Genomic DNA, 21,527 nt, shown 5'->3' with positions numbered 1-21,527 from the left:
CTTCGCTCGTGATCGAGCATATCGCGGGACCGGTCACGCCGAGGCCGGTCACAATCGTCCGATGGCACATGTTCGAAGAATCGTCGATCTGTCGTACACGATCGGGCCCGGGATGCAGGTGTATCCGGGTGATCCGGTGCCGACGCTGATCCGGCACTGCACCCTCGAACGCGACGGTTACAACGTGCTGGACGTCAGGATCGGCTCGCAGTCCGGGACGCACGTCGACGCCCCGGCGCACCTGAAGGCGGGGGCCGCGACCATCGACCGGGTGGCGCCGGAACTGTTCGTCGGCCGCGGCGTGGTGTTCGATCTCCGTGAGCTCGTTGCGCGGCAGCGCATTACCGCCGAACTGATCGCGTCCCGGGCAGAGGACGTGCACTCGGGCGACATCGCCGTGTTCCATACCGGGTGGTCTCGGCACTACGGAACGGAGGCCTACTACTCGCATCCCTTCCTCGACCCGGCGGCCTGCACGCTGCTGCTCGAGCGGGGAGTGCGGACGTTCTGCCTCGACGCGCCGAGTATCGACGAGACACCGGACGACGACCACGCGGACGCCGGATACCCGGTCCACCATCTGATCGCTGACGCCGGCGGGGTGATCGGCGAGAACCTGTGCCGCCTCGACCGGATCGACTTCCCGGACCCGCTCGTCAGCCTCCTCCCGATCGTCCTGGAGGACGGCGACGGAGCCCCCACCCGGGCGGTGGCGATGGAACTGGCCGGGTGACCCGGTCAGCCACCGGCCACGGACTGCAGTATCTGCAGTTCCTGCCCGGGCGTCACCTCGGTGCCGACGCCGCCGAGCAGCCGGACGTCCTCACCGTCGACGTAGACGTTGACGTACCGCCGCAGGGCGCCGGTCTCGTCGCGAATCCGGCGGCCGAGAATCGGGAACTCGCCGGCGAGGACGTCGAGCACGTGCGACACGGTCGAGGCGGCGTCGAGGGGCACGTGCACGGAACGCTCCCCGCCGACGATCGACGCGAGCGCCCGCGGAACCCGCACGGTCACGCCCCCGCTCACGACGTGATCACCGCGGCCCGCACACACAGGACGTCGGGCAGGTGCGCGGCGACCGTCGTGAACGACGCGCCCTCGTCGGCGCTGCCGTAGACCTCACCGCCGCGCGTGCCGAAGTAGACGCCGACCGGGTCGGCGGTGTCGACGGCGGCGGCGTCGCGGAGCACCACGTTGTAGTCGTGTTCCGGCAATCCGCTGTCGAGCCGGGTCCAGCTGTTCCCGGCGTCCTCGCTGCGGTAGACGGCGAGCCGGCCGCCCGGGGGTATCCGTTCCCGGTCCGCCTCGATCGGCACCACCCACACCGTTCCCTCGCGCCGGGGATGGGTGAGCATCACGAACCCGAAGTCGGACGGCAGGCCGTCCGCGATCGACTTCCACGTGTCGCCGCTGTCGTCGGTGCGGTACACCCCGTGATGGTTCTGGGCGTACAACCGGTCCGGGACCACGGCGTCGCGGGCGATCTTGTGGACGCACTGGCCGAACTCCGGATTCGGGTCCGGCAGGAAATGGGCCGCGATCCCGGTGTTGCGCGGCTCCCACGACGCGCCCCCGTCGGTGGTCCGGTAGACGCCTCCCGTGCTCATGGCGACATGCACCGTGTTCGCGTCCTCCGGGTGCGGCACCACGGAATGTGCTGCGGCACCGCCGAACCCGGCACCCCACTCGGACCGGTGCGGATGGTCCCACAGTCCGCGTTCGAGGTCGAAGTGCTCACCGCCGTCGACGGACCGCCACACCGAGATCGGCTCGCACCCGGCCCACACGACGCCGGGACGGTCGTCCGTGTCGGGCCGCAGCTGCCACACCCGTTCGAGCGCGGCGCCGTCACCGTCGCCGAAGCGGATGGCACCGTGGTCCGGTTCGGTCCACGTGGCCCCCAGGTCGTCGGAGTGCGCGACGGTCGGGCCCCAGTGTTCGGACCGGACCCCGACCAGAATGCGGGTGCGGCCCCCGCGTGTGTCGATCCCGATGCTCGGAATCTCGTTCATCAGGAAGTGCGGGCCCGACAGCGACCAGGTCGCGCGGTCGCGGCTGGTGGCCAGCCACAGGCCCTTCTTCGTTCCGATCGCGAGCAGGACGGCGTCGGCTGCGCTCATGAATCCATCGGACCACTCGGCCCGGTGAATGGCAACGGTGCAGCGGGAACCGTCAGCGGGCCGGCCCGTGCCCGATCCTCGCCCGCAGGTGGCTCAGGGCCCGATGCTGGGCGACGCGGACGGCGCCCGGAGTGGTGTCCAGGACCCGGGCGGTCTGCTCGGCCGTCATACCGACGACGATGCGCATGAAGAGGATCTGCTGGTGCCGGACCGGAAGGGTGTCCACGAGCTCGCCCATCTCACCGCGGAGTTCGCGGCGCAGGACGTGATGCTCGGGGCCGTCCTCGACGACGGCCACGTGATGTGCGGCGGCGAAGCGTGCGGTCGGCGCGGACCAGCGGGTGGCGCGGCGCCGGGCGTCCGAGACCTTGTGCGCCGCGATGCCGAAGATGAACGACAGCAGCGACTTTCCCCGATTCTCGTACGTCCGCAGGGCGCTCATCAACGCGAGGCACACATCCTGGGTGACGTCGTCGGCGGTGGCGTGCGGGTGATCCACCGATTCGAGCCGGGTGGTGCAGTAGCGGTGCACGAGCGGGTGCGCGATCCGGAGAACCTCCTCGACGGCGTCTTCGTCGCCCGCCGCTGCGGAAGGCGCGAGTCGTTCCAACTCGGCTCTGGCATCCAACTCGATCATGGCGTTCTCCCTGTTCCTGCGGCTGCATCAAGCCTCGGGGGAACGCGCGATCGTCGATAGGCACCGCAGGGTGCGGAACCACCCACCCCTCGCTACGACTTCATAGCGGGATCTAGGACACGCGCTAGATGAACGCAGATTCGGCAACAGAGGTTGTTACCTTCGTGGTCATGGACCCTGTCCGTAACCCCTATGCGCCCGGCGCGGGCCAGCGCCCGCCGGAGCTCGCGGGACGAACCAGGCAACTCGACGCGTTCGACGTGGTGCTCGAGCGGATCGCGCGCGGTCGCCCGGAACGCAGTGTGATGCTGACGGGTCTGCGCGGCGTCGGAAAGACCGTCCTGCTGAACCATCTGCGGTCGGCCGCCATCTCGCGGCGGTGGGGGACGGGGAAGATCGAGGCCCGCCCGGATCAGGAACTGAGGAGGCCGCTGTCGTCCGCGCTGCACATGGCGATTCGTGAGATCGCGGGCTCGCATCGCGACCCGGACCGGGTGGAGGAATTCCTCGGCGTCCTCAAGTCGTTCGCCCTGCGCGCGACCGCCGACAAGGGCATGCGGGAACGGTGGCAGCCGGGCATCGACGCCCCCGCGGTGAAGGGACGCGCCGACTCCGGCGACATCGAGATCGATCTGGTGGAACTGCTGCTCGACGCGTCGTCCCTGGCCCGCGACGTCGGGGTCGGGATCGCACTGTTCATCGACGAGATGCAGGACCTCGGGGCCGCGGACGTGTCGGCGGTGTGCGGGGCCTGCCACGAGCTCAGCCAGGGCGCGGCGCCGCTGATCGTGGTCGGTGCCGGACTGCCGCATCTGCCCGCGGTGCTCTCGGCGTCCAAGAGTTATTCGGAGCGGCTGTTCAGCTATCACCGCATCGACCGACTCGACCGGGCGTCCGCGGATCGGGCGTTGATCGCTCCCGCCGAGCGGGAGGACGTGAAGTTCACGGACGAGGCGCTCGACGCGTTGTACGCCGCGGCCGACGGCTACCCCTACTTCGTCCAGGCCTACGGCAAGGCGACGTGGGACGTGGCCGCGGCGAGCCCCGTCACGGAAGAGGATGTGCGGGTGGCGGCGCCGACCGCGGAGGAGGAGCTGGCGGTCGGGTTCTTCGGGTCGCGGTATGAACGCGCGACACCGGCCGAGCGGGAATACATGCGGGCGATGGCCGACCTCTCCGGGGACGAGGGCCCGGTCGCGACGGCGGCGATCGCCTCCGAACTGGGCCGCAAACCCGCGTCGCTGTCGCCGGCGCGGGACGGGCTCATCAAGAAGGGGCTGATCTTTTCGGCCGAGCGCGGATCGATCGGTTTCACCGTGCCGCACTTCGGCAAGTATCTGCGCGCGCAGAGCGACTAGCGAAACCTGGCCCTCGCCGCGGCTCCGGCGCATCCTGGAGGTACGACGAAGGGATCAGCGATGTCGGACACAGTCGCTCGCAAGGTCATCGGTGCACACCTCCTCGACGGCCGGATGGAACCGGGTGAGGAGATCTCGATCCGGATCGACCAGACTCTCACCCAAGACGCCACCGGAACCCTGGTGATGCAGGAACTCGAAGCGCTCCACCTCGATCGCATCAAGACCGAGTTGAGCGCGCAATACGTGGACCACAATCTGCTGCAGACCGACGAGAAGAACGCCGAGGACCACGAGTTCCTCCGCACCGCCGCCCTGCGGTACGGGCTGTGGTTCTCGAAGCCGGGCAACGGGGTCTCTCATCCCACCCACATGCAGCGCTTCGGCGTACCCGGCAAGACCATGGTCGGTTCCGACTCGCACACACCGGCGGCGGGATCGCTGGGCATGCTCGCGATCGGCGTCGGTGGGCTCGAGGTCGCCATGGCGATCGCGGGTCAGCCCCTGCACCTGCGGATGCCTCAGATCTGGGGTGTGGAGTTGACCGGCAGGCTCCGCGACTGGTGTTCGGCCAAGGACGTCATCCTCGAGATGCTCCGCCGCCACGGGGTCAAGGGCGGGCTCAACAGAATCATCGAATACCACGGTGAGGGGCTCACGACATTGACGGCGATGGATCGTCACGTGATCGCGAACATGGGCGCCGAACTGGGCGCCACGACGTCCATCTTTCCCGCCGACGACGCCGTCCGCGATTTCCTGCGCGCCGAGGGCAGGGAAGGCGACTTCGTGGAACTGCTCGCCGATGCAGGCGCGCAATACGACGTGCACGAACACCTCGACCTGTCGACGATCGAGCCGCTGATCGCGAAACCGTCTTCACCGGGAAACGTGGTGCCCGTCCGGGAGGTCGCCGGTGAGGACGTCAGCCAGGTGGTGATCGGGTCGTCGGCCAATCCCGGACTCCGCGACTTCGCGATCGCTGCGGCCATGGTGTCCGGGAGGCAAACCGATCCGAGCGTGAGCTTCGACATCAATCCGAGTTCGCGGGAGATCCTCTCCGACCTGACCGCGATGGGCGCGACGCTCGAACTCGTCGTGGCGGGCGCGCGAATTCATCAGTCCGGCTGCATGGGCTGTATCGGGATGGGCCAGGCGCCGGCGACCGGCCGGAATTCTCTCCGGACGATGCCCCGCAATTTTCCGGGACGCTCGGGCACCCGGGAGGATTCCGTGTGGCTGTGTTCACCCGAGACGGCGGCTGCGTCGGCTCTCACCGGGGTGATCACCGACCCACGGGACTGGGCGGAGAAAGTGGGGATGCCGTATCCGGAGCTCACGCTTCCGGAGGAGGCCACCGTCAACACAGCCATGCTGGTGGCTCCGTTGCCGGAGGAGGAGGCGCGGCACGTCGAACTCGTGAAGGGGCCCAACATCTCGTCCCTGCCCGAGTTTCCGCCGCTGCCCGACCGCATCGAGGCTCCGGTACTTCTGAAGGTCGGCGACAACATCTCCACCGACGAGATCTCTCCGGCCGGGGCGCGGGCCCTGCCGTTCCGTTCCAACATTCCGAAGCTGTCCCGGTTCACGTTCACCCAGGTCGACGAGACCTATCCGGCGCGCGCGGAGGAGACGGCGAAGACCACCGGACATTTCATCGTCGGCGGCGACAACTACGGGCAGGGGTCCTCGCGTGAGCACGCCGCGATCACCCCGCGTTACCTCGGGTTGCGCGCGGTGATCGCCATCTCGTTCGCCCGTATCCATTGGCAGAACCTTGCCAACTTCGGTGTGCTCGCGCTCGAGTTCGAGAATCCGGACGATTACGACACGATCCGGCAGGACGACGTGCTGGTTCTCGACGGGGTGCGGGACGCCATTCGGTCCGGCTCTCGTCTGACGCTGTTCGACTCGACCCGTGAGGTGGAGATCCCGGTGCGTCATCGGCTGTCCCCACGGCAGGTCGACGACGTGCTCGCGGGCGGATTGATTCCACAGCTGGCACGCAGGGAGTGATCAGCCGGTCGCCGTACACTCGGCGCCGATGAATGGAATGCAAACGCTGTGGGAGCGCGTGAGCGCGGTCAGCCCCGCGCCGGCTCCCTGGATCGTTCAGGTCGCGGCGGTGGTGGCGGTGATACTCGTCCTCGAACCGCACGCGTGGCGACTGACGCGCAATGTGGTGACCATCGTGCACGAGGGCGCGCACCTGGTAGTCGCCCTGCTGTTCGGTCGAACCCTGAAGGGGGTGCGGCTGCACTCCGACACGTCCGGTGTGGCCATCTCGTCCGGAAAACCGACCGGGCTCGGCGTGGTGCTCATGACATTCGCCGGCTACGTCGGACCCGCCGTACTCGGGCTCGGTGCGGCCTGGGTGCTGGGCACGCAGCACGCCGTCGCGGTGCTGTGGATCGGGGTGGCAGCCCTCGCGGCCATGCTGATTCTCGTCCGGAATCTGTACGGGTTGTTCTCCCTCACGGTGGTCGGGGCGCTGCTGTTCGGACTGGTCTGGTTCGGGACGCAGGACCAGCAGGTGGCCGCGGCCTATCTGATCACCCTGTTCATGCTCGTCGCGGCCCCGCGACCGGTCCTCGAACTGCAGCGTCAACGCGCCCGCGGCGCGGCCCCCGAATCGGACGCCGATCAGCTGGCGCGGCTCACCCACATCCCCGGCATCGTCTGGGTGGGTTTGTTCCTACTCGTGACGCTGAGCTGTCTCGCGCTGGGTGGGTGGTGGATTCTCCGGCCCGTCGGTGGCTGAGACGCCGCCCAGCTGTGCGGCCAGGATCGGTCCGATGACGGCGATCGCCTGCGGATCGGTCATCCGCGCGTGCGGCTGGTCGACAGGGTGGGCGGCGATGTCGCCGGCGATCCACGGCCGCCACGTCGCGCTCGCCGATACCGGCTGGGCTGCGTCCCCCGACGCGTCGAAGAACAGCAGTCCGCCGTCGAACCGTTCCGGCCGGAATTCGGCGGCGGCGTCGATGACGTCGATGTAGTCCGCGTACAGCCGGCTCAGATGCTCCGGTCCGAGCTGCTCCGACGCGCCGTCGCCGAATTCCCGCAGGAGTTCCGGGAGCGTCGGCGCCGGGGCGTCCCGCTCCGCCGACGCATAGCTGTCGATCATCGTGAGCAGGCCGATCTCCTCGCCGAGCGAACGCAACTCCACGGCCATCGCGTGCGCGATCACGCCCCCCACCGAGTACCCGAGCAGGTGGTACGGCCCCCGTGGCTGCACCCGCCGGATCTCCCGCACGTATCGATGGGCTCGCTGTGCGATCGTCGTGAACCGTTCGCCGGGCCCGGTCACGGAGGGGGACTGGACACCGTAGACGGGTCGGTCGGGTCCGAGGTGCGCGCTCAATCCCGAGTAGCACCAGGCCAATCCGATCGCCGGATGGATGCAGAACAGCGGATCCCTGGCACCGTCCGGGTGCAGGGGCAGCAGCACCCCGAGCGCGGTGGTCGTCGCGGCGACACTCGACGAGATCCGTCCGGCGATTCCCTCCGCGGTCGCGTCGGTGAAGAACCATTCGAGCCGCACCTCGACGTCGGTCGCGGCGTGCAGCTGTGACGCCGCCCGGGTCGCGGACAGGGAGTTGCCGCCGAGCTCGAAGAAATCGTCGTCCAGCCCCACCAGACCGGCGCCGAGAACGTCCGCGAACACCGCGGTGACCAGTTTCTCGGTGCGCGTGGCCGGCGGGCGGAACCGCTGCGCCCGTGGCACACCGGGATCGGGGAGCGCGCGCCGGTCCAGCTTGCCGTGGGGCGTCGACGGCAGCGCGTCCAGCACCACGATCTGATTGGGCACCATGTACCGGGGGAGGCGCTGCGCCAGGTCCGCCGACACGGTTCGGGTGTCCACGACCAGGCCCGGCCGGGGCACGACGTAGCCCACCAGCCGTGCGCCGGCGTTCGCGGATTCGTAGACGGCGGCAGCGGAATACGCGACGGAGTCGTGGCGTCGGAGCGCCGCCTCGATCTCCTCGAGCTCGACGCGCTGACCCCGGATCTTCACCTGGAGATCGCGTCGGCCGAGATAGTCGAGCGCGCCGTCCCGGCGGCGGCGCACCACGTCGCCCGTCCGGTACATCCGACTACCGGGCGGGCCCCACGGAGCGGCCGGGAAGCGTGCGGCCGTGACCCCCGGTTGTCCGAGGTACCCGCGGGCGAGCTGGGCGCCGGCGAGGTAGAGCTCACCGGGCACCCCGACGGGTACCGGATGCAACCGCGAATCCAGCACCAGCGCACCGATCCCGTTCTGGGGCATCCCGATCGGGACGGCTGCGGCGACGCTGCCGACGACGGCGCGGATCACGGCGACCGCGGTCTCGGTGGGGCCGTATTCGTTGTACAGCACCGCGTCCGGGCATCGAGCGTGGAAATTGTGGGCGGTGTCCGGGGGCAGGGTCTCGCCGCCGCACGACACCTGCCGCAGTGACACGAGATCGGCATCGGGAATCGCCAGGATCTCGGCCAGCATCAGTGGGAGGAAATACCCCGCCGTCACCCCGCGCCTGCCGATCAGTTCGGCGAGATGGCGCGGGTCGCGGTGCCCGTCCGGTCGAGCGATCACCAGGCGGGCACCTGCGATCAGCGGCCACCAGAACTCGCGCACCGAGGCGTCGAACGTGTATTGCAACTTCAGCATCACCGTGTCGCCTGCACCGAGCGGGTCGGTGTCCTGACGCCACCTCAGGAAGCTCACGACGGCCGCATGGGTCACGACCACGCCCTTGGGTGTTCCGGTCGATCCGGATGTGTGGATCACGTACGCCGGGTTCTGCTCCCGCAGTGGTGCGATCCGGTCGTGATCCGAGATCGGCGAGGGGTCGACGTCGGCGAGGTCCAGTCGGTCCACGACGACCAGCCGGGTCTGCGGCGGTAGGACGTCGGAGATGTCGAACCGATCCCGCTCGGTGGTCAGGACGACGTGAGCACCCGACGACCGGATGACCTCGGCATTGCGCCGTGCCGGGTGATCGGGGTCGATCGGCACGTACGCCGCTCCGGTCTTCGCGACGGCATACATTCCGGCGAGGAGGTCGACGGAGCGGCGGATCGCCAGTCCCACCATGGACTCCGGTCCGACACCGGTGGCGATCAGGTGGCGCGCCAGCCGGTTGACCGTCTCGTCGAGTTCGCGGTAGGTGACTGCTTCGTCGCCGGAGATCACAGCGGTCGCGTCGGGTGCCGCCGCGACCTGCCGGTCGAGGAGATCGACGAGCGTGTCACCGGACGAGGGCGCCGCGGTGGGTACGGCGGGGTCCGGATCGACGAGGGCGAGGTCGCCGACGGCCAGATCCGGTTGTGCGACGGCCTCGCTCAACGTCCGGAGGAAGCGCTCGCCGATCTCCACGACGGTGTGATGGTCGAACAGGTCGGTGGCGTAGGTGAACACGGCCGTCCGCCGAATGTGTTCGGCCGCCGGGTCCGGGCCGGCGACGACGGTGAGTTGCAGGTCGAATCGGGCCGACCGGACGGCGGGAGTCATCTCCGACACCTGCAGTCCGGGTAGTGCGAGCGGGGTGTGGTCGAGGTTCTGGAATGCCAGGGCCACCTGGAACAGCGGGTTGCGTGCGCGTGACCGGGCGGGACGGAGCGCGTCGACCACGGTCTCGAACGGAACCGTGGAGTGGGCGAACGCGTCCAGGTCGTCCTCCCGCACCCGGGCGAGCAGTTCCGTGAAGCTTTCCGCGGGAATCACCTCGGTGCGCAGAACCAGGTTGTTGACGAACATCCCCACCAGTGCGTCGAGGGCCTGATCCCCGCGTCCCGCGACGGGCGTGCCGATCACGATGTCGGTGGATCCGCCGAGTCTGGTGAGCAGCACCGCGAACGCCGCGTGCACAACCATGAACGGGGTGACCGCCCGGGCCGAAGCGGCGTGCTCGACCGCCCGGTACAGGTCGTCGTCGAGCGCGAATTCGACTGTGCCGCCTCGGTGCGATGCCACGGCGGGGTGCGGCCGGTCCGTGGGAAGGGGCAGTTGTTCGGGCGCGCCCGACAGCGTGTCCGTCCAGTACGACAATTCCCGCGCGGCGACGGAGTACGGATCGTCGCGGTCGCCGAGTACCTCGTGCTGCCACAGGGTGTAGTCCGAGTACTGGACCGGTAATTCGGCCCACCGCGGAGCCGAACCCGAGATCCGGGCCTCGTACGCGGTCATCAGATCGCGGACGAGCAACGGCACCGAGTAGCCGTCCGCACTGATGTGATGGACCATGACGGCGAGCACCCAGTCGTCCGGGTCCGGCGCGAACAGCCGGGCGCGGATCGGCGGTTCGGCGCCCAGCGCGAATCCCTGCGCCGCGAACGTCGCCACCCGCGCGGCGACGTCGCCGTGGGACACCGGTATCGGTTCGAGCGCGGGCGCGCCCCGCGACACGGGGACCACCTGCTGGTAGGCGACGCCGCCGCTGTCGGGGTAGAGCGTGCGCAGCGGTTCGTGACGACCCACCACGTCCGCGACCGCTGCTCCGAGGGCGGCGACGTCCAGCGACCCGGTGAGCCGCAACGCCATCGGAATGGTGTACTCGGGGGAGCCCGGGGCGAGCCGGGAGAGGAACCACAGCCGTTGCTGCGCCGGCGACAGCGGCACCCGTGGCGGGCGCGGGCGCACGGTCAGTGCGGCGGGTGCCGTGCCCTCGGTCCGATCGGTGACGGCCGCCGCGAGCGCGGAGACGGTGGGGGCGTCGAACACTGCGCGCACCGGGACCGTCGTCTGCAGTGCCGCGCCGATCCGGGATGCGGCGCGCGTGGCGGACAGAGACGTGCCGCCCAGGGCGAAGAAGTTCGCGTCCCGTCCCACGAGGTCGAGTCCGAGTACCTCGGCGAACACCGTCGCCACCACCCGTTCGGCGGGAGTGTGCGGGGCCTCGAAGTCGGTGGCCGCGGGGACGGGGTCGGGCAGCGCCGCGCGATCCAGCTTCCCGTTCCCGGTGAGCGGCACCGTCTCCACCACGACCACCGTCGCGGGCACCAGGGGCGTGGGCAGTCGCTCCGACACGAAGCGGATCAACTGGTCGGGATCGACTGTCCGGCCGCGTGCGGGGAGCACGTACGACACGAGTGCGTCGACGCCGTCCCGCAGTGCACGCACGTCGGTGGCCGCGAACCGCACGCTCGGGTGGGTACGCAGCGTCGCGTCGATCTCGCCGAGTTCGATTCGGACTCCGCGCAGTTCGACTTGCGAGTCGTTACGGTACAGGTACTCGATAGACCCGTCCCGGCGGCGCCGTCCCACATCGCCCGTCCGGTACATCCGCTCCCCGGCCGCGCCGAACGGGCAGGCGACGAAGCGTGCGGCCGTCAGCCCGGGCCGGCGATGGTAGCCGCGGGCGACGCCCGGCCCGCACACGTACAGTTCCCCGGCGACTCCCGTCGGAACCGGGTGCAGACGCGAATCCAGCAGGAGGACCACGGCGCCACGAACCGGACGGCCGATGGTGACCGGGCCGCCCGCCGCCAGGGGATCGCTGATGGTCGTCATCACCGTCGTCTCGGTCGGACCGTATCCGTTGAACAGCGACAGGTGTTTCTGCGCCGCCCAGCCCGCCGCGAGTTCCGGCGGGCACGGTTCGCCTCCCACCACCACCGTCCGGACGTCGCGGAGCGCACCCGGGTCGATCGTCGCCAGGACGGTCGGTGTGGTGAACAGGTGACTGACCCGCTCGGCGGCCAGCAGGTCGGTCAGCGGTTCGTCGCCGTAGACGGTGGGTGGTGCGATCACCATGCAGGCACCCGCGCCGAGGGCGAGCAGGATCTCCAGGACCGCGCCGTCGAAGCCGGGCGACGAACCGTGCAGGGTGCGCGAGGACGCCGTCACCGAATAGCGCTCACGCTGCTCCGCCGTGAAGTCGGCGAGGCCCGTGTGAGTCACCACGACGCCCTTCGGGGTGCCCGTCGAACCGGACGTGTAGATCACGTACGCCGGGTGGCGGACCTCGAGCGGCCGTGCACGGTCGGCATCGGTGATCGGCCCCGACGAGTGACCGCGACATTCGGTTCGGAAGTCCGGGGTGTCCAGCAGCAGCCAGTCCGTGGCGTCGGTCAGGGACCCGCGGTCCGGGGCGGTGGTCAGGCCGAGTACCGCGCCGGAATCGTTCACCAGATACGTGATCCGCGCCGCGGGGTAGCGCGGGTCGACGGGGACGAAGGCGGCACCGGTCTTCGCGACGGCCCACACGGACACCACGGACAGTGCGGAGCGCGACAGGCCGAGAGCCACGACCGTTTCCGGACCGACACCGCGCCGCATCAGCGCGCGTGCCAGTCGATTCGACTCGGCGTCGAGTTCCCGGTACGTCATGGACCGGCCGTCGGCCGTCGACGCCGGGCCGTCCGGATTCCGCTCGGCGGCCGCGGACATCAGTTCGGGCAGCATGCGCTGCGGTAGCGACGGCGCACCCGTGTGCCGGGCCGCCTGCTTCTCCTGGTCGTCCAGGAGGTCGATGTCACCGACCACGACGGGCGGGTGTGCGAGTGCGGCATCCAGCACGCGCCGGAAGCGCTCGGCGAACCCCGAGACCGTGATGTCGTCGAACAGGTCGGTGGCGTAGGTGAAGACACACGAGAGCGGTCCGGGTCCGTTTTCGTCGACCGATTCGGTGACGGTCAGCTGCAGGTCGAATTTCGCGGTGCCCGTGTCCACCTCGACGATCCGAGCGGAGACGTCCGGCAGGTCGACCACGACCGGTGCCGTGTTGTGGTAGGCGAATGCCAGCTGGAACAGTGGGTTCTGGCTGCGCGACCGGGCGGGCGCGACCGCCTCGACGATCTCCTCGAACGGGACGTCCGCGTGGGTGTACGCATCGAGATCGACACCCCGCACCCGATCGAGCACGTCGCCGAACGTGTCGCCGGGCGGGACGTGGGTCCGGAGTACCAGTGTGTTGACGAACATTCCGACGAGATCGTCGAGAGCGCGGGGCCCGCGTCCGGCGATCGGCGTACCGACGACGATATCCGGGGTGCCGCTCAGTCTGGCCGCGAGGACGGCGAGCGCCGCGTGGAGCACCATGAACAGAGTGGCGTCGTGGGTGCGCGCGAGTCCGCGAATCCGCCGGTGGGTCTCGGCGTCGAGACCGAATTCGATGTGGGCGCCGCCGTGTGTGGCGACGGCGGGTCGCGCACGGTCGAACGGAAGGGGGAGCGTTCCGGACATCCCGGACAGCGTCCGGGTCCAGTACGTCAGGCTCTGCTGCCCGTCCCGCTGTTCGTGTTGCCACAGCGAATAGTCGGCGTACCGGACGGGGAGGGGTGTCCACGCCGGAGCGTCGCCGCGGGTCCGCGCGCGGTACGCCGCCATCACGTCGCGGGCCAGTGGTCCCAGCGAGAACCCGTCGGCGCTGATGTGATGGACGACGAGGGCCAGCACCCATTCGTGGTCGCGCACCGCGAGAAGTTCGGTGCGCACCGGGAGTTCGGCGGTGAGGTCGAATCCCGCGGACACGAGGTCGCGCACCCGGGCGGCGGCGTCGGTCGCCCTCCGCACCGTGCAGGGCGGCACCGCGGAGGCGGCCAGAATGTGCTGGCAGGGGATCCCGTCGTGTTCGGGATAGACCGTGCGGAGGGGTTCGTGACGCTCGATCACGTCGCCCACCGCCGCGCACACGGCCGATTCGTCGAGCGTGCCGGTGAGACGCAGCACGACGGGAATGGTGTCGGTGGCCGAGCGGCCGTCGAGGCGGTTCAGAAACCACAGTCGTTGCTGCGCGAGCGACAGCGGCACATGGGCGGCCGGAAGACGGGGGACCAGGGGCGCGCGCTCGGCCTCGTGCGTTCGTGCAGCCAGATGTCCGGACAGTCCCGCGACCGTCGGGTGGTCGAACAGTTCCCGCAGGTCGAGGGTGGTCCCCAGCGCGGCTCCGACGCGGGCGACCACCTGCGCTGCTGTGAGCGAATTTCCGCCGGCAGCAAAGAAGTTGGTGTTCCTTCCGAGCTGCCCGCTGCCCGTCACCTCCGCGAACACGAACGCGACGACGTCCTCGACGGGGGTGGCGGGCGGATCGGACACCACTGTCGCGGAAACCGGGTCCGGTAGGGCCGCGCGATCCAGCTTTCCGCTCGTCGTGACTGGCAGCGCGGGAAGCGCGACGAACGTCGAGGGAATCATGTGGGCCGGGAGCAGGCCTGCGAGGCGTTCGGAGATCCGGGTCTCGTCCAGGTATTCGCCCTCCGCGGCAACGACATACGCGATCAGCCGATCTCCGGTGCCCGGGTGCCGCTGCACGGTTACCGCGGCGTGGGTCACCGCCGGATCGGACGTCATTGCGGCCTCGATCTCGCCGGGCTCGATGCGCTGTCCGCGCAACTTGATCTGGAAGTCGGTGCGTCCGAGGTACTCGAGCCGGCCCGTGTCGTTCCATCGCACCGCGTCTCCGGTGCGGTACATCCGCCCGCCTCGTCCGTCGTAGGGATCGGCGAGGAACCGCTCGGCCGTGAGGTCGGGACGTCCGGCGTAGCCGCGCGCCAACGGACCGGCGAGATACAACTCGCCCCTCGTCCCGACCGGCACCGGCCGCAGCCGGCTGTCGAGCACATACGTACGTATGTTCTGCACCGGGCGCCCCAGGGCTACGGATGGTCCGAAATCGTTGCCGTCGAACGGCTCCGACGTCGCCGCCGCCGCCTCGCAGGGGCCGTACCAGTTGAACAGTGCGGCAGCGCTGTGTTCGGTGAATCGCGATGCCGTCGCGGTCGACAGCGATTCCCCTGCGGAGAACACGCGGCGCAACGTCGCCGGTGTCCGGCGCCCGCACTGCTCCACGAAGGCGTCGAGCATCGACGGCACGACGTGGAGAGTCGTGATCGACTCCTGCTCGACGATGCGCGCCAGATAACGGGGATCGCGGTGGCCACCGGGTTCGGCGATCACCACCCGTGCACCGGTCTGCAGGGGCCAGAACAGTTCCCACGCGGAGATGTCGAAGGTGAGCGGGGTCTTGTGCAGCACCGCGTCGGAACCGTCGAGCGGCGTCTGCGTCTGCGCCCAGCGGAACTGGTTCACCATCATCGCGTGGGTCACCGTTACGCCCTTGGGTCTTCCGGTGGAACCGGACGTGAAGATGACGTACGCGGCATTCGCCGGGCGCAGCGGTGAGCGCCTCGCGGAATCGGTCACCGGCGCAGGGTCGTACCCGGACACGTCGAGCAGATCGAGATCCACGATGGTCTCCCCGTCCGGGGCCGCGCGATTCCCGGACGTGAGCAGCAATGCCGGTGCGGCGGAATCGACGACGAGCGCCCGGTGCGCGAACGGGTGCTCGGGGTCGACCGGAACGTAGGCGCCGCCGGCTTTCAGCACCGCGTACAGCGCGACGAGCAGGTGAGGTGAGCGGGGTATCGAGACACCGACCACGGTTTCCGGTCCGACGCCCCGCGCCACGAGATACCGCGCCAGCCGATTCGCCCGCGCGTCGAACTCGGTGTACGTCAACACATCCGCCCCGAACACCACCGCCACGGCAGCGGGTGAGCGCGTGACCTGCGCATCGAACAGATCGACCAGGGTGACCGGCGGAACCGGAACATCGGTCGCGTTCCAGGTGCGCAGAACCCTCTGCTTCTCCGCCTCGCCGAGAAGGTCGAACCGGCCCACCGCCAGATGCGGATTCCCGGCGATGTGGGTGAGGGCGCGGCCCATCCGCGCGAGCAGGGCGTTCCCGTCGTACCGGGGTGACCGGCAGTTCGCCGTCAGCCGCAATGTTCCGGCCACCGTCGCCGCGAGTGTCACGGCGTAGTGCGAGGAATCGTGTGCGCGGACCGCGTCGAGCACGACGCCGTCCACAGCCTCCGGCTGCGCGGTCCGGTCCACCGGGTACGACTCGAACGCGACGAGCGTGTCGAAGAGCGGGGCCACACCGACTGCCCGCTGGATCTCCGCGAGCCCCAGATAGTGGTGCTCGAGGAGGCGGACGTGATCGGCCTGCAGGCGGGTGAGAAGGGTGGCAGCCTCGACGTCGGGGTCGAGCGGGATGCGCACGGGGACAGTGTTGACGAACAACCCCACCGCGCGTTCCACGCCGGCGAGTTCCGGGGGCCGGCCGGAGACGGTCGCGCCGATCACGACGTCGTCGCGGCCGGTGGTCTGCCCGAGAACGATTCCCCAGGCCGCCTGGACGGCCGTGCTCAGCGTGATTCCGAGTTCCGCCGCGCGCGCCGTCAGCGCCGCGGTGTCTTCCTCGCTCAACTCCAGCACCGCCTCGGAGGTGACGACGGTGCGCTCCTCCGGTGCAGCGGGTTCGGTGATGCCGCCGAGTGCCGAGGCCCACGCGTGCGCCGAGGCCTCGGTGTCCCTCGCCGCCAGCCATTCCAGGAAGTCGCGGTACGGACTCGAATCCGGGGGCTCGGTGCGGATGTCGCCGTCTCGGTAAGCGGTGAAGAGCTCGCGCACCAGCACCGGCATCGACCAGCCGTCCAGCACGATGTGGTGGGCCGTGATCGCCAGTTCGGCGCGGCGCGTTCCGTGCGACAGCAGCGTGAACCGAATCAGCGGTGGGGCAGACATGTCGAAGCGGGTGGTGCGATCCGCGCGGAGAACCCGCTCGGCGTCGCCGTCCGTGACGTCGATGTGCTGCCAGCGCAGCGGCACCTCGTCGAGCACGAGTTGCACGGGAACGCCGCGGCCGTCGCGCAAGAAGGCGGTGCGCAGATTCGCGTGCCCCGCGAGGACGGCGGCGCAGGCGTTCCGGAGCCGCGCTGGATCGATCTGCCCGGACAGGGTCAGGATCACCTGCATCGCATACGGATCCGCGTCCGAGCCGGCGAGCGCCGCATGGAACAGCAGGCCCGACTGCAACGGTGTCAGCGGCCACACGTCGAGCAGGCCGGGACGATCCCGCTCCCACGCGTCGAGGTCGGCCCGGTCGACGGAGACGAGCGGCAGATCCGACGGGACGAGCCCGCTGCCGTGCGGAGAACGCGCCACCGCGGCGAGGGCGGTGAGCGCCCGCACCCAGAGGTCGGCCAGCGCCTGCACGTCCTCGGACGCGATCGCATCGGCCGGGAACGCGAAGACGGTGTCGAGGACGCCGTCGGTCGTGGACGCGGTGATGTCGATCAGCGCGGTGACCGGCATCGACGGTTCTGCCGACGAGAACACGGCGCTGCCGTCACGCACCGGGCGCCAATCCGGTCCGGTGTCGGCGATATCGAGACGGCCGAGGTAGTTGAAGGCGATCTGCCCCTCCGGCCGCTCACCCAGCTGCCGCGCCGCGGCGTCCCCGAAGTACCGCAGCAGCCCGTAGCCGAGGCCCTTGCCGGGAACGGCACGCAGTTGCTCCTTGACTGCCGTGATCGCGGCACTCGCGGAACGGCGGCCCGCGAACGCTTCGTCGAGGTCCACGCCTGCGAGGTGGAGGCGGATCGGGAAGATGCTGGTGAACCACCCCACGGTGCGGGAGAGGTCGGCCCCGGGCAGGATCGATTCCTCACGGCCGTGGCCCTCGAGCCTGATCACCGGCACGGTGGGCGACCGCCCCCGGCTGCGCTGCCATTGCGTCAGTGCGAGGGCGAGTGCGGTGAGCAGCGCGTCGTTGACGTCGCAGTGGAAGGCGGCCGGGAGGTCGGTGAGCACCGAGTGCGTTGCCGGCACCGCCGTGTGGATCCGGGCGACAGTCGAATCGACGTCGCGCCGCGCGTCGAGCGGACGCGCCCCGAGCGGCGGCTCGTCGCCACCGGTCACGTCGCGCCAGAACGTGAGCTGCGACCGGAGGGCGGGGCGCCGCGCCTGCTCGATCAGTCCGTGCGACCAGCGGCGCAGCGACGTGCCGATCGGCGGAAGGGGGAGCGGCTGCTTCCACGCGGCGGCGAGGTCGCCGATCAGGATCCGCCACGAGACCCCGTCGATCACCAGGTGGTGGGCGACGAGGAGAAGCCGCCCGCGACGGTCCGGACCGGGATCGAGCCAGACGCACTGCAGCATCACTCCGACAGCCGGATTCAACCGCCGGACCGCCGCCTCGTGTTCGTCCCGGGTGCGTTGCGCCGCATCGGCGTTGTCGGGCAGCGGCACCCGGCGGATCGTGCCGTCCGGCAACGGTGCACCGACCGGACTCGCGGTGAGAAACGCCGTCCCGTCGGAGCGGCGAACCAGGCGGGTCCGCAGAGCGTCGTGCCGGTCGACGACGGCGCCGATCACCCTGCCCAGTCGCTCGGCGTCCATTCCGCGTGGCAATTCCACCACCACCGCCTGGGCGTAGCGGTCGATCTCACGAACCCGGTCGAGAAGGAATCGGGCAGCCGGGGTGAGCGGCATGTCGCCGATCCCGTCGCCGGGAAGTTCCTCCAGGGTCGGCCTGCCAGGGTGGTGACCGGCGATCGCACCGAGCCGGGAGATCGTCCGCTGCTCGAACACGTCGCGCGGACTGAACGTGATCCCCGCACTCCGTGCGCGGGACGCCAACTGGATCGCCATGATGCTGTCGCCGCCGAGCGCGAAGAACGAGTCGTCCACACCGAAATCGGAGGTCCCGAGGATCTCGGTGTAGATGCCGTGCAGCGTCCGCTCACGCGCATCGCGGGGCGCGGTCCGGATCGTCGACCGGCGGCCGACCGCGGGAAGCGCGCGGCGGTCGACCTTGCCCGACGGGGTCAGCGGAATGTCGTCCAGCGCGACGACGGCGGCCGGCACCAGATGCGGGGGCAGTTCGGCGGTGAGGTACGAGAGCAACGCCTGCTCGCTCACATCGTTGCCCACGACATACGACACGAGCTGATCACCGGCGGCCTGCGAGCGAATCACGGTGACGGCGAATCGAACAGCCGGGTGGCGGCGCAGGGTGGCGTCGATCTCCCCGGGTTCGACGCGCAGACCGCGGAGATTCACCTGTTCGTCGCTGCGGTCGAGATATTCGAGTTCGTGGTCGCGAGTCCAGCGGACGGTGTCGCCCGTGCGGTACATGCGGGTGCCCGGCGGCCCGTACGGGTCGGCGACGAACCGCTCCGACGTCTGCCGCGCCCTGCGGTGGTAGCCGCGGGCCAGGGCCGCCCCCGCGACGTACAGTTCGCCGGGCACACCGACCGGGACCGGGCGGAGCCGGTGGTCGAGAACCACCGCTCGCGTCCCGCGGATCGGCCGGCCGATGGTGACCGGGCCCGCCGCGGGGAGGGGATCGCCGACGGTCGCCATCACGGTGGTCTCGGCCGGCCCGTACGCGTCGACGACCGAGCATCGGGAGGCCCACCGGGACAACAGCTCCGGGGGGCACGCCTCACCGGCGACGACGAGGACGCGGAGACCGTCGACCTCGCCGGGGTCGATCGAGGCCAGGACGGACGGGGTGATCACCGCGTGCGTGATGCGTTCCGTGGTCATCAGCTGTGCGAGCGGCGGCCCTCCGTACACCGAGTCCGGGGCGACGACGAGCGTGGCACCGGAGCCGAAGGCCATCAGCATTTCGAAGATCGAGGCGTCGAAGCTCGGCGACGCGACGTGCAGAACCCGCGCCGAGCCGTCGAGGTCGAGTCGGGTGCGCTGTGCAGAAACGAGATCGGCGATCCCGCGGTGGGTGACCGCCACCCCTTTGGGTGCGCCGGTCGAACCCGACGTGTAGATGAGGTAGGCGACGTCGTCGAGTCGTCTTGCCCGGGTGTGCAACTCGGGTGCGGCGGTGTCGCTGTCGCTGTCGGTGTCGCTGTCGCCGAGCGGAAGCCATTCGGTCGTGTCCGGCAAAATCGACGAGTGCTGCGGAGAGGTCAACCCGACCGTTGCCCGGGCGTCGCCGAGCATGTGCCGCACCCGCGTGACAGGGTAGGTGGGGTCCACCGGCAGGAAGGCCGCTCCCGTCTTCGCGACGGCCCAGACCGCGCACACGTAGTCGAGCGACCGCGGAAACGCGAGCGCCACAACGTCGCCGGACCCGACACCGAGCTGCCCCAGCGCCGCAGCGATCCGGTCGGAGCGCGCGTCGAGGTCGCGGTACGTGATCCTGCGGCCGGAACAGACCACGGCGGTGGCGTCCGGATCCTGCGCGGCGGCAGCGCGAAACACATCAGCGAGCGTGACTGGCGCGCTGCCGGGCGGTCCGGAGGCGGGAACCAGCGCAGCTGTCTCGTCGTCCGTGAGGACCGCGAGCTCACCGACGGGGAGGGACACATCGGCGTCGAGGAAGTGCCGGAAGTACCGCAGGAACCTCGTGTGGTGCCCCTCCACGTCCTCTGGCGAATACAGTCGCGGATTCGCCTTGAAATCGAGGTGCAGCTGTCCGCGGGGACCGTACCGGTAGAGGTTGACGAGGAGATCCTCGATCGGGCCCGAAGACAGCACCTGCAAGTGCCCCTTCAGCGAGCCGAGTTCGATCTCCTCCGAAAACAGCATGATGTTGACCGCCGGTCCGAACAGTCGCGGCCCCGATGGCGACGGTCCCAGATCGGCGCGAATGTCCTCGTGCCGGTACCGCTGATGGCGCAGGGCGCCGGACATCGCGAGCCGCGTGCGGGACACCAGATCGCCGACACTCGCGGTCCCGGCAGACCCGATGCGCAGCGGCACCACGTTCGACACCATGCCACCCGACCGGCGCAGCGCAGCCGTCGTGCGGGCCGACACCGGCAGGCTGAGCGTGACGTCGTCCTCGCCGCTCATCCTCGCCAGATACCCGGCGACCGCAGCGACGGCCAGCGTCGCGGGATTGGCGCCGTGCACCGCCGCGCTCTTCTCGAGCTGATCGACGGTCTCCGTCGTCAACGTTCCACTGACGCTCCGGGAATCGGCGGTCGCCGGTGCGGAGCCGCGCGCCAAGGTGCTCGGGTGCGTGACGCCGCGCATCGTCTCGAACCAGTAGTCTCGGTCGGCTTCCCGGCGAGCGGAGTCGCGGTATCCGATCTCGAGTTCGTGGACACGGCGAAGACCGAGGGCCCTGTTCGGGGGCGGCGGCAGTCCCCGCACCGCGGCGGAATACAGCTCGGCGATCCGGTAGACCATCGTGACGGAACCGTAACCGTCCAGGGCGATGTGGTGGGCGCGTGAATACCAGAAGTAGTGGTTTGTCCCGACCTGGAGGACGTACGTGACCACCAGGCGTTCCCGCCGCACATCGATCGGCGCGGCCGTCTCGGTGCGCATCCACGCGTGCGCCGACGCCGCAGGATCCGGTGCGTCGCGGAAGTCGACGTACCCGACTGTCACACCCAGTCCCGGATCCACCCGTTGCACGGGTTCGCCGTCGGCCTCGGAGATGGTCAGGAAAAACGATTCGAATTCGGCCGCCGCTTGCGCACACGCCGACGTCAGGACACCGCGGTCCAGGTCGCCGCGGATGTCGACGTATTGGGCGACCGATACGGGAACCGCGGGGTCGACGTGCTGCGCGAGCCACATCCCCCTCTGTGCGGGGGACAGCGGAAAGGCGTGCGCAGACGAGTCTCCGGGACCAACCGAGGTCGGTGAACTCATCGCTGACTTCT

8 protein-coding genes are annotated in these 21,527 nt (G+C 69.9%); 4 read left to right on the top strand and 4 right to left on the bottom strand.

Annotated elements, in window-relative coordinates:
* The first annotated feature begins 61 nt into the window (after window positions 1-61).
* Window positions 62-733 (top strand): cyclase family protein, encoded by a 672-nt coding sequence (locus tag ACFTWF_RS13210; protein ID WP_378461653.1) that lies wholly within the window; start codon window positions 62-64, stop codon window positions 731-733.
* Between the two features lie 5 nt (window positions 734-738).
* On the opposite strand, the gene ACFTWF_RS13205 is transcribed toward ACFTWF_RS13210, so the two are convergent.
* The 3 genes from ACFTWF_RS13205 to shbA are packed head-to-tail and all read right to left on the bottom strand — an operon-like array spanning window position 739 to window position 2,760.
* On the bottom strand, window positions 739-1,029 hold the full coding sequence (locus tag ACFTWF_RS13205) for a MoaD/ThiS family protein (protein ID WP_280780462.1): 291 nt from the start codon (window positions 1,027-1,029) through the stop codon (window positions 739-741).
* Complete coding sequence (locus tag ACFTWF_RS13200; RefSeq protein WP_378461652.1) at window positions 1,026-2,123, bottom strand: WD40/YVTN/BNR-like repeat-containing protein; 1,098 nt, start codon at window positions 2,121-2,123, stop codon at window positions 1,026-1,028. The genes ACFTWF_RS13205 and ACFTWF_RS13200 overlap by 4 nt, the downstream gene beginning before the upstream one ends.
* Window positions 2,124-2,175: 52 nt before the next feature.
* A complete protein-coding gene (gene shbA / locus ACFTWF_RS13195) occupies window positions 2,176-2,760 on the bottom strand; it encodes an RNA polymerase sigma factor ShbA (RefSeq protein ID WP_378461651.1) in 585 nt (194 codons plus the stop codon).
* 170 nt (window positions 2,761-2,930) lie between these two features.
* On the opposite strand from shbA, the gene ACFTWF_RS13190 reads away from it, so the two are divergent.
* From ACFTWF_RS13190 to ACFTWF_RS13180, 3 genes are read left to right on the top strand one after another with little or no spacing between them, the layout of a single operon-like run.
* Complete coding sequence (locus ACFTWF_RS13190) at window positions 2,931-4,118, top strand: AAA family ATPase (RefSeq protein WP_378461808.1); 1,188 nt, start codon at window positions 2,931-2,933, stop codon at window positions 4,116-4,118.
* Between the two features lie 60 nt (window positions 4,119-4,178).
* Complete coding sequence (locus tag ACFTWF_RS13185; protein ID WP_378461650.1) at window positions 4,179-6,134, top strand: aconitate hydratase; 1,956 nt, start codon at window positions 4,179-4,181, stop codon at window positions 6,132-6,134.
* 28 nt (window positions 6,135-6,162) lie between these two features.
* A complete protein-coding gene (locus tag ACFTWF_RS13180; RefSeq protein WP_378461649.1) occupies window positions 6,163-6,879 on the top strand; it encodes a M50 family metallopeptidase in 717 nt (238 codons plus the stop codon).
* On the opposite strand, the gene ACFTWF_RS13175 is transcribed toward ACFTWF_RS13180, so the two are convergent.
* Window positions 6,814-21,516: an amino acid adenylation domain-containing protein gene (locus tag ACFTWF_RS13175; RefSeq protein WP_378461648.1), complete on the bottom strand. Its 14,703-nt coding sequence runs from the start codon at window positions 21,514-21,516 to the stop codon at window positions 6,814-6,816. The two genes, ACFTWF_RS13180 and ACFTWF_RS13175, sit on opposite strands and share 66 nt — an antisense overlap.
* Window positions 21,517-21,527 lie beyond the last annotated feature (11 nt).

It is taken from the genome of Rhodococcus sp. NPDC056960, assembly GCF_042674125.1.
GTDB lineage: Bacteria > Actinomycetota > Actinomycetes > Mycobacteriales > Mycobacteriaceae > Rhodococcus_F.
This window is presented reverse-complemented; position numbering and strand designations above follow the sequence as displayed.